At 54.3% G+C, this 17,047-nt stretch carries 12 protein-coding genes; 3 read left to right on the forward strand and 9 right to left on the reverse strand.

What is annotated here, in order from left to right; translation table 11 throughout:
- Positions 1 to 39: 39 nt before the first annotated feature.
- The 7 genes from NBH13_RS08225 to NBH13_RS08255 form a co-directional block, all read right to left on the reverse strand.
- On the reverse strand, positions 40 to 960 hold the full coding sequence (locus NBH13_RS08225; protein ID WP_144164268.1) for an ROK family protein: 921 nt from the start codon (positions 958 to 960) through the stop codon (positions 40 to 42).
- 108 nt (positions 961 to 1,068) lie between these two features.
- Entirely contained in the window at positions 1,069 to 2,028 is a 960-nt protein-coding gene (locus tag NBH13_RS08230; protein ID WP_250779544.1) for a carbohydrate ABC transporter permease, read from the reverse strand.
- On the reverse strand, positions 2,025 to 2,969 hold the full coding sequence (locus NBH13_RS08235) for a carbohydrate ABC transporter permease (protein ID WP_072043673.1): 945 nt from the start codon (positions 2,967 to 2,969) through the stop codon (positions 2,025 to 2,027). Before NBH13_RS08235 ends, NBH13_RS08230 begins: the two co-directional genes overlap by 4 nt.
- Before the next feature lie 290 nt (positions 2,970 to 3,259).
- Complete coding sequence (locus NBH13_RS08240) at positions 3,260 to 4,567, reverse strand: ABC transporter substrate-binding protein (RefSeq protein ID WP_250779545.1); 1,308 nt, start codon at positions 4,565 to 4,567, stop codon at positions 3,260 to 3,262.
- A gap of 458 nt (positions 4,568 to 5,025) precedes the next feature.
- The gene (locus NBH13_RS08245) at positions 5,026 to 6,849 is read right to left on the reverse strand and encodes a glycoside hydrolase family 13 protein (RefSeq protein ID WP_250779546.1); all 1,824 of its coding nucleotides are present in this window, start codon (positions 6,847 to 6,849) and stop codon (positions 5,026 to 5,028) included.
- A gap of 31 nt (positions 6,850 to 6,880) precedes the next feature.
- Positions 6,881 to 7,894, reverse strand: coding sequence for a LacI family DNA-binding transcriptional regulator (locus NBH13_RS08250; protein ID WP_003836651.1), 1,014 nt, complete (start codon positions 7,892 to 7,894; stop codon positions 6,881 to 6,883).
- Positions 7,895 to 7,902: 8 nt separating this feature from the next.
- On the reverse strand, positions 7,903 to 9,243 hold the full coding sequence (locus NBH13_RS08255; protein ID WP_032684389.1) for an ABC transporter substrate-binding protein: 1,341 nt from the start codon (positions 9,241 to 9,243) through the stop codon (positions 7,903 to 7,905).
- 865 nt (positions 9,244 to 10,108) lie between these two features.
- On the opposite strand from NBH13_RS08255, the gene NBH13_RS08260 reads away from it, so the two are divergent.
- From NBH13_RS08260 to NBH13_RS08270, 3 genes are all read left to right on the forward strand, one after another.
- A complete protein-coding gene (locus NBH13_RS08260) occupies positions 10,109 to 11,038 on the forward strand; it encodes a carbohydrate ABC transporter permease (RefSeq protein ID WP_411436262.1) in 930 nt (309 codons plus the stop codon).
- Between the two features lie 58 nt (positions 11,039 to 11,096).
- Entirely contained in the window at positions 11,097 to 12,101 is a 1,005-nt protein-coding gene (locus NBH13_RS08265; RefSeq protein WP_250779547.1) for a carbohydrate ABC transporter permease, read from the forward strand.
- Between the two features lie 701 nt (positions 12,102 to 12,802).
- Positions 12,803 to 13,927: an ROK family protein gene (locus tag NBH13_RS08270; protein ID WP_250779548.1), complete on the forward strand. Its 1,125-nt coding sequence runs from the start codon at positions 12,803 to 12,805 to the stop codon at positions 13,925 to 13,927.
- A gap of 13 nt (positions 13,928 to 13,940) precedes the next feature.
- On the opposite strand, the gene NBH13_RS08275 is transcribed toward NBH13_RS08270, so the two are convergent.
- Positions 13,941 to 14,645, reverse strand: coding sequence for a TenA family protein (locus NBH13_RS08275; protein ID WP_033501781.1), 705 nt, complete (start codon positions 14,643 to 14,645; stop codon positions 13,941 to 13,943).
- Positions 14,646 to 14,825: 180 nt separating this feature from the next.
- Positions 14,826 to 16,961: a glycoside hydrolase family 2 protein gene (locus NBH13_RS08280; RefSeq protein WP_250779549.1), complete on the reverse strand. Its 2,136-nt coding sequence runs from the start codon at positions 16,959 to 16,961 to the stop codon at positions 14,826 to 14,828.
- Positions 16,962 to 17,047: the final 86 nt, after the last annotated feature.

Raw genomic sequence — 17,047 nt, forward strand, 5'->3', positions numbered from 1 at the left:
CGACTTGTTTCACGTCGCTTATATTGTTTGGTTTCCCAGCTACGCTCGTTTTGCTGCGAGCGCGGCACCGATTGCACCGATTGGTTTATCGACCGCTGCGATTCTGATTTTCGATGCGATGTCGAGTGTGTTCAGGAATCGGCAACCTTCTGCCCTGCGGCTCAGTTCGGCTTGAATGACTTCGATGAGATCATTGCCGGTTTTCGCCATGCCTCCGCCGATGATGATACGTTGCGGATCATAGGCTTGGGCGGCGATTTGGATGACATCCCCCATGCCGTGCGCCACTTTGCCAAGCACGTCGTTGGCACGCTTGTCTCCTTGCCGCGCTTTGCGGATGAGGTCAGGCATTGGCGGGTTGGCGGAGGGCCAGAGTTTTGCCACGGCTCCGCCGGATGCCACGGTTTCCAAGCACCCGCGCTGCCCGCATGGGCATTCGAAACCGTTCGGGTCGACGGGCAGGTGTCCGATTTCGCCGATGAATCCGCTGTACCCGTGTTCGGCTTGCCCGTCGCGTACAAGCCCTGCGGCGAGGCCGGTGCCGAAGTTGAGGAACACCACGGTTGCGTTGCCGTCCACGTGTTCCACGAATTCCGCGGCTCCGACCGCAGCCGCGTTCACATCGTTTTCCACGTAAACCGGAGCGTGCATAATTTCACTGACGCGTTCGCCGAGTTCCAAGGTTTCGATGCCGAGATTGACAACATTGCGCACTTGCCCGGTTGCGCAGTTCACCTGTCCCGGAATACCGATGCCGATGGGCAACGGTTCGTTGGAAAGTATGCGGGCGACACGCACGATGTCGGATACAACATTGTTTTCACCGGAGTGCGATGGCATACGGTAAACGTCGATGACGCGGTCCATCGCGTCGAGCAGTACGCCTTCGATTTTCGTTCCGCCGATGTCGATGCCGACGCATCCTTGCGGACGATTATTGCGATGCAGTCTTGCGTTCATTGCATGTACCTGCCTGGAATAGGATAAGTGCCCGGATTGCGGTTGTTCCGTTGCTCCGGGCACCCGTGCGCAGCGTTTACGCCACGCACGGAGTTGGATGGATACCTGTCAGCCCTTGACCGCGCCTGCCGCAAGACCTGCCTGCCAGTAACGCTGCAGACCGAGGAAGAGCACAATCACCGGCAGCACGCCGAGCAGTGCACCCATCATCAGCGATCCGCGATCGTTGAAGGTGGCGAGCGATACCATGCCATACAGGCCGAGTGTGACCGGCTTGAGGGTATCGGAGGAAACCATCATCAACGGCAGCAGGAAGTTGTTCCACGTTCCCACGAAGAGGAACAGGAAAATGGTCACCATGGCCGGAGCGAGCAGGCGGAGCACGATGGTGAAGAAGATTCTCGCTTCACCGGCACCGTCGATGCGGGCCGCTTCCAACAGTTCGTTCGGCACGGAGGTTTGCGCGTATACGCGCCCCAGGAAGAAGCCGAATGGCGAAACACAGCACGGGATGATGATCGCTAGCATGGTGTTGGTCAGGCGCAGTGCGTGGAAGATGGAGTACTGCGGAATGGTGAGTAGTGCGACCGGCATCAGCATGCATCCCATGACCACGCCGATGGCGATGACCTTACCTCGGAAGTTGAATTTTGCGGTGGCGTAGCCGGCCATCACCGAAATGATTGTGCCGATCAGTGCGGAAACTCCGGAGTAAATCAGGGAATTCAGCACCCAACGCCAGAATTGACCACGGGTCCATCCCATGAGCTTCGAATAGTTGGTGGCGATGGCGTCGGGAATCTGGTCAAGTCCGACGGCAAACCACAATCCGTTGCTGCTAGTCAGCTGCGATGGGGTTTTGGTGGATGCGATGATAGCCCAGTAGATCGGGAACAGGAAGTAGATCAACGCTACGACGAGCACGATTACGGTAATGGTTTTGGCAATCGGCGATGGGCGCATGGAGCGTGGCAGATCATGCTCGGCTGCTTCACGCTGCTTCTCCATCATGCGTTCCGCCTTTCTGCGGGCGCGTTCGTCTTTTCTTGTTTCGACTGCGGTGCTCATTGCTCGTTCGCCTTCCTCTCGACCAGTGCGTAGACCATGGCGAGAATGCCTGCGATCAGTGCCATAACGATGGCGACCGCCGATGCAGGTCCGTCGCCGCCTGGGGTCAGTGTGCCTTGGGATGTGTTCATGGCCATCATCATTGGCGTATAGGTTTTGGAGATGCCTGGATCGGCGGTCTGCATGATCTGCGGTTCGTTGAATAGCTGGATTGTGCCGACGATGGACAGCAACATGGACAGCAGTGCCGCGGAACGCACGTTCGGCAGTTTGATGCGCATGGAGATCTGCCATCCGCTTGCGCCGTCGATGCGTGCGGCTTCGTACAGCTCGTGTGGAATGGCCTGCAGTGCGGCCAGGAAGATCAGCATGTTGTAGCCGGTGAACGTCCATGTGGTGATGTTCGCCATGGAGGCGAGCACTATGTTTTTACTGAAGAAATCAACGTTTATTCCGATGGCCGCAAGACCTTTGACAATCGGCGAAATCTGACCGTTATACAGGTACACCCAAATGATGGATGCAACCACACCTGGAATGGCGTACGGCAGGAAGTAGCCGAGACGGAAGCCCGTGATGTGCTTGACCACGAACGAATCGATGACCATCGCCAAAGCCAGCGCGATGACAATCATCAACGGAACCTGAATGAGGGTGTAGATCAGCACTCTGCCCACACCGGACCAGAAATCGCCGGACGTAAGCACATATTCGAAATTCTGGAACCCTACGAATTTATTCACCAATTCGCCGCCGCCGTAAGCGCCACCGCCTTCGGTGACCTGACGGAAGAAACTGGAGTAGATGGCATAGAAAATCGGGATGATGAATACGATGGCGAACAGTATGCCGAATGGCGCCATGAACGCCCATCCTGTTCGATTCTCGCGGCGTTGCGCTTCAGTGCGCTTTGGTTTCGCCGCTTGCGTTGTTGCAGTCATGATGTACCTATCTTTCGCATCGGATGCCACTCATCGTTGGGGGCATCTTTCACAGTTCGAATCGCCGTATCCGAATCTTCGTCACGGGAGAGGAGTGCCGGTTTCAGCCGCTCCGTCGAATCAGCTAAATCGATTCATAGGGAATATTCACGGGGAGGAATATTCACGGGGAGGAATATTCGTAAGGAATGTTATGAACAACGGTGCGAAGCCGTGTGCCACGTTGGCTCCACACCGTTGTTGGAAGGGTTATGGAATCAGAGCGGGTGATCTCCGACTCCATACGTCGATCACTTCGCTACAGACAGGCCGTAGTTCTTGAGGGTGTCGATGGAGGTCTGCTGTGCCACAGGGAACACGTCCGCCACCTTGCCGGAACCGTCGGTTGCCTTGTCGGCGGCTTCCTGCATGGCTGAGGAGACAGCGGAGTAGCCCGGCATGTAGTTGAATGCGACCATGTTGTCGTTGGCAGTAGCGAATTCCTTCATCACGTCTTGGCCACCGTAGAATTCGCTCCAGGATTCAGGGGTCTTCGCGGTTTCGGTGTTGGCAGCCACAATCAGACCCTGGGATGTCAGATCCTCAACCTGAGTGTTGAACCAGTCGAGGAATTCCATGGCTTCGGCCTTGTGCTCACAACCCTTGAGCACTGCGACGCCGGAACCACCGTCAGGGCCGGTGCTGGTGCCATTGCCGAACCAGTCACCGATCTGGGTGACACGCCAGTCACCCTTGCCGGTGTCTCCTGCGGAGTCCTTGAACAGCGGAGCCTCCCAAGCGGCGCCGATGTTGCCGATCAGCGTGCCATCCTGCAGGGATGCGTCGAACGACGGCACCCAACGCGGGTTAGTCAGCGTGGCCTTGTTGTCGATCAGTTCCTGGAAGGTTTCAGCAAAAGCCTGCGAACCGCTGCCGTTGGTGTTGACCACCCAAGCGTCGTTCTTGACGGTGTACCACGGGTCGGAAGCGTTGGACAGACCGGCAAAAATGTTACCGGCCTCATCGGCTTCGTAATCCATGATGTACTTGCCGGACGCAGCCGCGGTCTTTGCCGCTGCAATCAGCTCGTCTTTGGTTTTGGGAACCTTGATGCCCAGCTCATCGAAGGCCTTCTGGTTGTAGAAGTACACGAGCGGGCCGGTATCCTGCGGCAGGCCATAGGTCTTGCCATCAATCTGCATCATGGAGTATGGGCCTTCGGCGAAGTCGCTCTTGTACTTCGCGGCCTCTTCGGTCACGTCTTCGAGCAGACCTTTGGTGAACACCTCAGGCACTTCGGAGTAGCCGACCTGTGCAAGATCCGGAGCATTGCCGGCCTTGACGTCGGTTTCAAGCTTCTTGATCATGTCTTGCGCGGCACCGTCGAACTTGGTGGCCTTGACCTGAATATTCGGATGATCCTTGTTCCACTTGGCAACAATGTCTTTGACCAAAGTCATGCCTTCGGAATCCGGAAGACGATGCATGTACGTAAGGTTGACAACCTCTCCGGAATCCCCGCCGGAGCTGGCAGTGTCGGAACCGCATCCTGCAAGACCCATGCACAGGGCCGCGAAAGAAGCTGCGCAAACCATCAAACGCTGAGTGTGGGATCGCATATCTCTCTCCTTCGTGAGATTATTCCGGCACCTCATCGCGCCGGATAATCACAGCATATATACGCAATTCCTTTTTGTCAAGTTTCCTTACATTTAAATCAGAAGCAAGCTACAAACAATGCCAAAGCATTGCAATTTAGCCAAACATAGAGTATTCACAAAAGACAGAAATGCTTATATTTGCATCACACAACAGTTTTCAGTAATGCTTATTGACAATAAATACACAACGAAGCATCCTTGCATCGCGGCAAACTACAATATGTATCAGCCCCACACGGGAAAGCGAGAACACCGTGAGCGGCACCAGCCAGTGTTCTCCAATTCACATTTGACGGACATCGACTTCCCCATTAAGAGACGCCACTCCGGGAGATAGACACGCCCCTGACATTGACTTCATGTTCACACTCAACCAGGGTAAGGTCGAGCGTGAACATGAAGTCAGCTTGAGTCGATTAGAGCTGAATCACGACCCCCTCCCAGCGAGCGAGCTCGCCGCGAGCGACCGACTTTACGCTATGCACGGCATCATAGGTGCTGAGCAGTACCTGCGACTCGCCCACGCCATCCGCAAGCAGTTGCGCGACCTCCGCCGGCACCTGTGCTGTTTTATCGGTGAGGTTGACGATGACGAGAATCGTGTCGTCGCCGCTGGTACGGGTGAAGGAATACACCTGCTCGCTGTCTGCCGCGACCAGATTCCATTCGCCCGTCGCGATGGTCGCATTGTTGTGGCGCATGGCGATGAGCTTCTTGTAGAAGCTGTACACGGAATCCGGATCGTCGAATTCCTCGGCAGCGTTGATCTCCACATGGTTCGGGTTCACGTCGATCCACGGTTCCGTCGCCGCGTCCGGCGCGGTGAAGCCGGCATACTTGGAAGCATCCCACTGCATCGGCGTGCGTGCGTTGTCGCGGCCGATGAGTGCGAGCGCGTCCATCATCGATTCTGCGGACTGGCATTTTGCTTCTTCCACGCGCTGGCGGTAGGCGTTGATGGATTCCAGGTCGCGATACTGCTCGAGCGTGGTGAAGTGTGCGTTGGTCATGCCCAGCTCCTCGCCCTCGTAAATGTAAGGGGTGCCGCGGTGCATGTGCAGCAGCATGCCGAACGCCTTGGCGCTCAGCTCGCGCGACTCACGGTCCGTGTCATTGCCCCAACGGGAGACGACGCGCGGCTGATCATGGTTGCAGAAGAACAGGCTGGCCCAGCCGGCGTTCCTCACGGCCTCCTGCTGTCTGCTCATTCTATCTTGAAGTTTTTTAGGAGCAAAAGCGTGTGTATCCCATTTTGATTCGGGGGATTGATCGACACTGACGTGGTCGAACAGGAACAGCATGTCGAGTTCCTTGTGGGCCGGATTGGTAATAAACTCGTTGCGTTCCGGAGTGATGCCCGGCGCCTCGCCGACGTTCATGTAGCCCTCACGGCCCTCGAACACCTCACGGCGCATTTCGGCGAGGAATTCATCGAGCCGCGGACCATCGGAACAGAACGGGCTCGCGTTCGTGTATCCCTCTTCGCCTATCTCTCCTTCGGATAATTCCGAGTCGACCTCTCCAGGCAGCCGTCCGTGGCTATCGAGATGTTTCGAGATCAAGGTGATCACGTCCATGCGGAAGCCGTCGATGCCGCGGTCCATCCACCAGTTCATCATCCTGTACACGGCCTTGCGCACCTCCGGATTCTCCCAGTTGAGATCCGGCTGCTTCCTGGAGAACTGGTGGAGGTAGTATTCGCCGCGCTTCGGATCGTACTGCCAAGCGGAACCGCCGAAATAGGATCCCCACCGGTTCGGCTCGGCACCCGGGGTGCCCGGCTCATGGCCCGGCCTGGCCGGACGCCACCAATACCAGTCGGCATGCGGATCGTCCTTGTCCCGGGAAGCCTGGAACCAGGCATGCTCGTCGGACGTGTGGTTGACCACCAGATCCATCACGATCTTCAGACCGCGCTTGTGCGCTTCGGCAAGCAGCTCGTCCATGTCCTCCAACGTGCCGAACAGCGGGTCGATGTCCTGGTAGTCGGAGATGTCGTAGCCGTTGTCGTCCTGCGGCGACCTGTAGACCGGGGACAGCCACAGCACGTCCACGCCAAGATCAGCCAAATAATCGAGACGGCTGGTGATGCCCTTCAGGTCGCCGATGCCGTCGCCGTTCGTGTCCTGGAAGGAACGCGGGTAGATCTGGTAGACCACCGCGTTGGCCCACCACGGGTTCGGGGTCGCGCCGTTGGAACGCACGGCGTCGGGAAGGACGGAACGATTGAAATCAGTCATATCTTGTTTCCTTATTAAATCAAGTTCTTCATCAACGCGATGCTATGGATCCACGTTGCCTATATACGGGATGAATCAATGTTGCTTTTTCCTTTCCCTTTAGAGTTCCATCCATGAGCCGAACAAGCATGCTCATGCCCAGTTGACACAACTCTGCTGGCATTAAGGGAAATTCATCTATCCTCAGACGCTTGCCTATGGAATCTGTATATGTTCCCGCTGAAATCAGCGAAAGATCTTGAGGAATCTTCATTCCACGCTGCCGCGTCGCAGCAACAAGATTATTAAGGAACAATGGGCCGCCTTGAGTCACAATTGCTGTGTTCTCACTCGAGATGAACCTCTCAAGTAGGTTTTCGGCAGCATCGAAATCATCCTCGTCGGTAAACTCTTCATCTATATGAATCTTGTATCGCGCAGCAGCATCATGCATTGATGTCCTGAGTCGAATGAGGTAATTTGCACCTCCATTTCGTTCGTAATCAATCTCCTTCCCCCCTGCAAACAGAATTCTGCTGTGCCCATTACGACAAAGCGTTTGCATGATCATTTCACCCATTTCAATAAAATCGGTATCAATGCATGGCACATTTATTTCATTCATAGGATGTCCAATAGAAATGAGCGGAATACTTGAAAGCTGAGCTAATTCAATTCGGGGATCATTCATAGTCACATCCATAAGAGCGACACCATCCACCATCCCAGTATCGATGATAGAGCGAAGCTGCTCATCTCCTGTTTCCTCAGTCAACAGCAACGTTTCATAGCCAAGTTGCCTGGCCGCTTTGAGAAAATTTAGAAAATAAGCACAATAGTTGGTATAGCTGGTGGAATCATGGACGGGCGAACTCAGCGCGACGAAATGAGTCTCACCACTCAACGGAGCTGGACCACCGTTTTTCGCCAAGTAACCAAGTTCCCGCGCAGCTTGCAATACTCTCCGACGGGTATTTGCCCCTATGGGACGTTTCCCTGTCATCACATAGGAAACCGTGCTTATGGAAACTCCTGCGAGAGCCGCCACGTCCTTGATTCCAGCCATTGTTATCCTTATTCGTTCACAGTAAAGCCTTGGCTCTTTCCTTGCTCAACGAGCTTGTCCTGCCAAGCCTTCACACCTTCCTTCATTGTGGTCTGTCCCGTGTAAGCCGCCCCGACAGTGTCGGTGAAAACGCTTCGCGCATAAACGTCATAGGGCAGAAATTCGAACTTAGATGTGACACGCTTCGCAGCCTCGGCGAATTCAGCATTGAACTTCTCACCGCCAAAATAATCCACCGTGTCTCCATCGGAGTTCACCATAGTAGTCTGGCTAAGGAATTTATCGTTAGACATGGTCTTCAAATCAGCAGGAAAACCGCCTTGGTCCACACGGGACATGATGGCATCAGAATTAGTGCTGGCAAATTCCATAAACTTGTACGCAGCATCCGCATTCTTGGATGACGACATCAGGGCAAGGGAGGAGCCGCCGTACTCAGAACTTACCTTCTCGCCGGCGTTCCACGTTGGCATTTGAGCAATTCGCCACTTTCCAGCACCCTCCGAAGCATTGTTTAAAAACATGCCGGGAGCCCATGCAGCAGATATCACGCTCGCAAATTCTCCGGAACCAACTGAACGATACCAATCATCAGAACTATCTTTTGTCTTCGTTTCGATTAGTCCTTCATCAATCATCTTTTGCCAGAAGTCACAGAATTTCTGCACTCCTTTATCAGTAGTGAGTTTGACGGTAACCTTGGTGCCGTCTTTAGATGTGGAATATGGGTGTCCACCTGCTTGCCAGACCATTGCATTGAAGAATCCGGCGTTCCCTGGATCATTAGTAATATATGAACCAATCTGCTTAATCTTCTTTGCATCTTGGTAGAACTCATCCCAAGTACTTGGCGGCTCAGAAATGCCAGCTTTGTCAAATACCTCTTTGTCATAGTAAAAAGCCATTGGTCCAGAGTCGACTGGCATACCATACATACCGCCATTGAAATTCACTGCATTCCAAGTACCTGGGGTGTAGAAATCCTTATATTTGGCAGTCCCATAGTCATTCAGATTTTTAAGAGAGCCCTTAATTACATACTCAGGAATCGCATAATATTCAATCATGGCTATATCCGGAATTCCACTGCCAGCTTCCAAAGCATTATTCAGAGCTTTGTATTCATCTTTACCACTACCGGCATTGGTAAATTTGATGACAATGTTAGGGTTTTTCTTCATGAAAACCTTAGCATTAGCTTTAAGATTGTTATCCCAAGCCCAAACATTAACAACCGTCTTACCGCTCCCATCGGGAGTTTCCGACTGAGTTGTTCCACACGCTGCCAATGGAACAACCATCGCCGCAGCACCGCAGAGAGCAATTATTTTTCCTAATGAGAACCTCATTGTTTCCCTTCTTTCTATTGAGCAGCAGTGGCATGATCCTTACTTTTGGCGCCCTTGCTTGTAGTCTGCATCTTAAAACCGAAGGATTATGACTGACAAATAATTTCGATGATTTCGACGATTTCAATAATCAAGGCACTCACCATAACAGACACGCGCGGCTGCATCACGCAACGGCCAACACAATTGATGATCCATTGTCTAAAGAACGAGAAAGTCACATTAGCGAATATAGTGCTGTCCCAAGGAATGTGCCGCGTCTAAAAGCACATACATCGTCATATGATCGGACACTTCAACGCTTTACTAAGAAGTCAACACAGACCGGAAAAACCTATAACGTAAATCAACAGCGATGTCGCCAATAACAGCTCTGCTATATATTTCTATCAACAAATTGCCTGGAATATGTGCCAAATTGCAACCCCGGCGGTTCAGCTATCATGCGCTGAACCATCAACTTCGTAGGCCCTCACACGATACAATCGCGCGTGCCTGTTATGGTGAGTGCCTTGATTATTGAAATCGTCGAAATCATCGAAATTATTTGTCAGTCATAATCCTTCGGGTTTAAGATGCAGACTACAAGCAAGGGCGCCAAAAGCAAGGATCATGCCACTGCCGTTCAATAGAAAGAAAGGAAAAAGAATACCATCGGGTGTCCTCGAAGGCATGAACCGTACCGCCCGATCATCGAAATCTGAATTTCTTCAGTCCAACGATCGGGGTGCGATTCATCAAGGCTCCACCGTGGAGTGAAAGTACAGGCGCGAAAGGGATGCTTTCCCATCCACACCTGTTTCACACTCGGAAATCTTTGCGCGGCAATCAAAAACAATCAAAAAATGTCTCGAAGGAGAGAATGATGTCAGCAACGGAAGTTGTTGCCAATATGCCACTGCATTCGGCAACCGTGCGTGTCAATAAACACAAGGCGGATTGGCGTGGTTGGAAGTTTATGTGGCCGTTCGCGTTGGTGTTCGTGTTCGTGTTCGTGATCCCGATCCTGTACGCGGTCTACATCAGCTTCTTCCAGAAGCAGATGATCGGCGGCACGAAGTTCGTGGGAATCAGCAACTACATTCGTCTGTTCCACGACCAGCAGTTCTGGAGCTCAGTCGGCAGGGTCGCGCTGTTCACCTGCGTGCAGGTGCCGATCATGCTGTTCCTGTCGGCGGCGATGGCTTTGGCTTTGGATTCCATGAAGCTGCACGGCGCGAAGTTCTTCCGCATCACCACGTTCCTGCCGTACGCGGTGCCGGCCGTGGTGTCGACTTTGGTGTGGGGCTTCATGTACGGCGCGAAATACGGTCTGGTCGGCTCCCTGAACGACTGGCTGGGCACGAACCTCGACGTGCTGAGCCCAAGCGTGCTGCTCGCTTCGATCGGCAACATCGTGACGTGGGAGTTCACGGGCTACAACATGCTGATCTTCTACAGCTCGCTGTCCACGATCCCGCACTCGCTGTACGAGGCCGCCAGCATTGACGGCGCGAGCGAATGGCAGATCATCAAGTCCATCAAGCTGCCCGAACTGAAGGGATCGCTCGCGATCACGGTGATCTTCTCGATCATCGGCTCGTTCCAGCTGTTCAACGAGCCGAGCATCCTGCAGAACATGGTGCCTGGCAACTCGATCACCACGTATTACACGCCGAACATGTACGCGTACAACCTGAGCTTCGCGGGCAACCAGTCGAACTACGCCGCCGCCTTGGCGATCACGATGGCCGTGATCACGATGGCGATCGCGTACGCGGTGCAGCTCAACAGCATGAAGGAGCAGATGAAGTAACGCCTTGGGGCGTACGTCATCTGCATAGGACATGGATTTTTCAAGGAGCATAACAATCATGAGCGATACTGCGATGTCGACGGGGTATATGACTCCCCAAGAGCTTAAAGAGCAGGAACGAGCCGCAAAGAAGGCCGAGAGGGCACGCTTGAAGCGCGTGGAAATGGATGAGAAGGCGGAGCGCAGACGCGCGGCGAAGTCCGGTTTCGCGAACGTGTCGAACCCGAGGCGCAGCAAGCTGCTGACCATCGTGTGCGCGCTGTTCGCGGTGTACTGCCTGTTCCCGTTCGTGTACCTGCTGGTCAACGCCACGAAGACGCAGGCCGACTTCACTTCGACGTTCGGCCTGGGCTTCGGCCACACGTTCGCCCTGTGGGACAACATCGTGACCGTGTTCACATACCAGGACGGCATCTTCGGGCGCTGGCTGCTCAACACGCTCCTGTACGTGGTCGTGGGCGCGGGCGGCGCGACACTGCTGGCCATCATGGGCGGCTACGCGCTGGCGAAGTTCCGTTTCCCGGGCCGCAAGGCCGTGTTCGCGGTCATCATCGGCGCGATCAGCGTGCCGGGCATCGCGTTGGCGGTCCCGCAGTTCCTGCTGTTCGCCAAGCTCAGCCTGACGAACACGCCGTGGGCCATGATCATTCCATCGTTGATCAGCCCGTTTGGTTTGTATCTGATGTGGATCTTCTCCGAGCAGGCGGTTCCGACGGAATTGCTTGAAGCCGCACGAGTCGATGGAGCTTCGGAGTTCCGAACGTTCTTCCAGGTGTCCCTGCCGCTGTTGGCTCCGGGCATCGTTACGACGGCCCTGTTCACGATCGTGGCGACGTGGAACAACTACTTCCTGCCGTTGATCATGCTGAAGAATTCGAACTGGTATCCGCTGACAATCGGCCTGAACCAGTGGAAGGACCAGGCGAGCACCGCTGGCGGCCAGGCGATCCAGAACCTGGTGATCACGGGCTCGTTGATCACGATCATCCCGCTGGTCATCGCGTTCCTGTGCCTGCAGAAGTACTGGCAGTCCGGCCTCTCCGCAGGCGCGGTCAAGGAATAAGCAATTTCTGTACAACGATCATGGAACGAAAGGTATGGCCCATACTACAAGTATGGGCCATACGCATATGCGTATAATCTGGCGGATCTTCCTCACAAATCACGATAGTTGTTCTCTATTGCGAGACATATTCCGGCTGCAAAGCTGAAGTAATTCAGATTCATATGACCGAAGGTGCGGTCTCGTTATGCGTAAAAACAGGAAGCTTTATGGCGGCACAGTTTAAAGTGCTGGCATGGGCACTGCAGACAGAAACGGCGGTGAGACTGTGACTTAAGATCCAAAAAGATGGCGTGCAGTACGACTAGGGACTAAGGCGCACCGCGAGGGGCCAAGATTTAAACCTTTCGAGCGCATAAATAACCACGCATAAGAACCAGAGGGGCAGCACCGAAATAAACTACCTCACATAGATGAAAAAAAGACGAGCCAAATATCGGCTAATGCTCATATGTAGACCTCGATACCACTGAGAGAATAATCGATGCCATCGATGCCGTTAATCCGTATATGTTCGACGACATCCAAGGAGGTGAACTAATCTTTCACTGAGAACTGTCGAAATCCAGAGCGCGCAAGATTTCGAAAACTACCACGCACTCCTGTTTAGTAATCTTTATTGACAATAAAAATTACATGACACGCTTGCATCGCGGCAAACTACAATATGTATCAGCCCCACACAGGAAAGCGAGGACACCGTGAGCGGCACTCAGGCAAAGGCATCACCTTCCGATATCCGAATCAGCAATATTACCGCCGCATTCGAGCAACTGTTCCCCGCAACGCAAATGTCGCGAGCCAATATCGGCAAACTCATCGGACTTTCACGCTTCACCACCAGCGAAGTGACCGGTGAAATGGTCGACAATCGCATTCTGCGCGAACTCGGGCCAGACAATCGCGAGGGGCGTGGCAAACGTTCGCAAGTACTCGCCATCGACACTGATTTCTGGCGAATCGTTTCCATCGACCTGTCGGATCCGAGACTCGCCAAAGGAGCACTGGCGGATCTTTCCGGCAGAATCGTGGACCGTACCGAACTTCCCGTAGACAACGGTTGCAGCGTCAATGACGTGATCGGCCTGTGCAAGCAGCTCATCACTTCAACGCCACTGCCGATTCTCGGCATCGGCATCGCCGTAACCGGTATTGTGGAACCCGACGGCGTAGTGCGCAAATCCGTGCACTTGGGATGGAACGAACTGCCACTGAAAGCCGAAGTGGAAAACGCCACCGGAGTGCCTGTGTTGGTAGACAACGACACCAACGCGGCGCTTGTGGCGGAACGATTCTTCGGAGACTGCTCCCCCAATTCCATGCTCATCTCCATCGGACGAGGCGTCGGTGCCGCACTATGCCTCAACGACGTCATCATAGAAGGAAGCTCCTTCACCGCCGGGGAAATCGCGCATGTGGTGGTCGATCGGAATGGACCGACCTGTGAATGTGGCAAACGGGGCTGCCTTGAATCGTTGGTTTCCGGCGACAGATTGCAGGAACGCATCGCACAGGATCCCGCCTCACGCACGCACATTCTCGCCGAAGCGGGCGCTCTGCTCGGTCGCGTCATGGCCATACCGGCCGGACTGCTGGATCTGCGTGACATTTCGGTATACGGAGCGCCAGAAATAGTCAATACTCAATTCATCGACGCAATGGAAGATGAAATCAGGCGCACCGTAACCACGGATTATCAGAAAGCGCCGCAAATTCACCGTTGCAAGCAAGGCGAGGATCTCACATTGCGCGGCCAGGCCACCATCGTAATCCGCACACTAGTTCCGACAATCCACGAACGCGGCTCCCTCATCGGCGAAGCATAGCCCCGGCCACCGCTCACTGCTGCGGGTAGGAATCCTCAAAGAAACGGCGCTCGAGATGCACGATGGTGCGGAACACTTCGGCTTCCGAGCCGTCCACCGACGCATACTCGTTGACGAGCGCGATCAGGCGACCCGTCCAAGCGCGGAAATGATCGCCTTCATGCAAATCAACCCAGCCTTTGTGCGCCGGAATCTGCTGAATAACACCCGCATCAATGGTGCGCTTGGCCCAAGCGAGATAGATCCATTCCATGCAGCACAGCGCGGTGATCAGCTCTTCCCACGTTCCCTGAACCAGTTTGGTGAGATATTCGCAATACTCGCGATTTGCCGGAGTTTGCTCGGAATTATTATATTCTTCGTCAGTAATTCCATATTCCTTAAGGAATCCCGTAAAGTATGTTGCCTCATTATCAGCAAACCATTGCGATTGTTTTGCCAGCATATCTTTGGTTTCCTGACGTGGCGCAAGTTCAATTGCATGCGACATAATGCCTTGATTAAAGAATTTGAAATCCTGAATTAAATAGGACTTCAAAATCGATTCCGGAAGCGTATCATCCAGCATTTCATTCACAAAACGTGAATTGATGGCCTGATTCCATTCATCGGCAGCCGACATGTACAGCTGATCGGCAACAGAACCCGGCTCAGCCCCCAGCCATGCATAATCGCCGCTTGCGGACTGTGGCGCCTCTGGAACATGATTCACAGTCATAAGACCCCCTTCTATTAGTGCGGCCAACGCAGCCTTACCACGCCCCGCTCTGGATCGCTTTACATAACGCAGTCATAACGACCGCCGTCCCCAACGTACCGAACGCGCCACCGAAACGCAAGAAGCAGACCACTCCATAATCGCCATGACCGCCATGACCGCACGCTCAATCCTGGTGAATCATTGCGTGAATTTGTTGACGCGGCGATCATAGGTCATAAGGCCGTTGAGCTCCTCCTCCACGTCGGAAACCTGCGTGTACACATACCCAGCCAATCCGCGCGATTCCAACGATTCAGCCGAAGCGAGCGCAGAACGGACGGCAGCACGCCAATCCTCAATCGAATCGTATTCGCCATAACCGTACGCGCGCGAAACCGCGGCATGATCGGCAACAAGTTGCGCCAATCCCCCGAATTCCGAAATTATGAACGCACGAACACCATGCTGCGCAACCGGCAACACCGCATCATGCGCGGCACGGCGACGCCTCTTGTGCCTCTTCTCATATTCAGCCACATACCCGCGCAACGGCCCCTTATCAGGGTAGATTTCCAGCGGACGGAAGTAGTTGTGCACGCTATGGAAGTCGCCGCAACGTTGGTCGTACCAACCGCTTGTGGCGTCAATCGGACGCGTCGGGTCAAGCGCGTGAATGCGTTCCGCCGCATCGCATGCGTCGAACTGCCCCCAACCCTCGTTGAAAAGCGCCCACGCAACAATCGACGGATGGCCGGCAAGCATGTGCACCATGGCATCGCAGGTGCGTGACCAGTCACGGCGGTACGTCGAATCGTCGGCACCAAGCGCTGCGAAATGCTTCGCCGTGTCGTCGCGGTACTTGTTCCACGTGGTGCGCATGAGCGTCGGCTTGCGATTCGTGGTCCACGCGTTATATTCGCCGCCGCCCGACACCGCATCCTGCCATACGAGCATGCCGAGACGGTCGCAATGGTAGTACCAGCGTGCGGACTCGATTTTGATATGCTTGCGCAACATATTGAAGCCGGATTCCTTCATGGCGGTTATGTCATGAGTCAGCGCTTCGTCGCTCGGCGCGGTCAGCAAGCCGTCCGGCCAATACCCTTGGTCGAGCACACCCTTGAGGAACAGCGGTTTGCCGTTGAGATGGAACCGCGCAACACCCTTCAAATCAGGCTTGATCTCAACCGTTCGAAATGCGCAATACGAGTGCACAATATCCTGCTTTTCTTGCGGTTTTTCCTGCTTTTCCTGCTTTTCTTGCGATTTCACAGCGCCAAATTCCAACGTCGCCGTCACGTCATACAAATACGGATCTTCAGGCGACCATAAGTGCTCGGCCCGCGTTTCGATTTCCGTACGCACCTTGCGCACGCCGGCCGCAAGCCGCTCATCCGCAACAACCGTGCCATCCGAGGGATCCGTTACGACGATATGCAGTTTGGCGTTTGGCTTGTCTCCGCCGATTTCTGCGCGAATGAACAGTCTGCCGTCCGCAGCGCCCTTCAGCGTGAGCGTCTGCATGTACGCCTCCGGCACGATCTCCATCCACACGCTCTGCCAAATGCCGCTTTGCGCGGTGTACCAAATACCCTCGCGCTCGATCTTCTGCTTGCCACGCATCTGCGTGCCCGAATCGTTCGGATCATACACGCACAACGCAATCTCGAAAGCATCATCGGGATCGACGAACGCCGAAACGTCAACATCGAACGGCAAATAGCCCCCGACATGCAACCCAGCAAACTGCCCGTTGATAAAGCAGGCACACACGTAATCGACCGCTTCGAAATGCAGAATCAAACGATTCGCATCCCCGATTTGCCGAACCGCTTCCTCTCCCCCAAGCGTGACAGGGTGCACAATCGTGCGATACCAGATCATATTGTCGGGATAAATCGTTTGATGCACGCCGGAAAGCGCAGATTCCGGCGAAAAGGGCACGAGGATTTTGCCATCGAAGGTTTCAGGAATGGCCGCTTCCTTCACTACCTGCACCGCTTCGTCACGGGTGAGTACAGTCGCGGATTTGCGCCATTTCGAGCCGTTGTCGCTTTCGGAAATAGATACGATTGCGTAATCCCAGAATCCGTTGAGCATAGTGTGATTGCTGCGCACCATGGTCGGGCGCGGATGTTCGTTCAGGATTGGCGTGCGACCGTTCTCCAGTTTGCGTTCGCCATCTTTCGCAGGGCAGAACGCTTTGTGTGCCGCGTTGGAAGACAGCCATTCGCTGGCGATCTGTTCACCCCACGGCGTCCACAACTGCTGCAGCGGCTCCTGAGAACGCATTTTCGTAGGCGCGGCTTTCAGCACTCGTTTGACGTCCAACATAAGAGTCCTCCCTGCAGCATCGCATTTCCCTCAACCTCCCCATTGTAACGAGAGGAATGGTAAAGAGAGATAGGATTCGCGGATTC

Source organism: Bifidobacterium intestinale, from assembly GCF_023656765.1.
GTDB classification, from domain to species: domain Bacteria; phylum Actinomycetota; class Actinomycetes; order Actinomycetales; family Bifidobacteriaceae; genus Bifidobacterium; species Bifidobacterium hominis.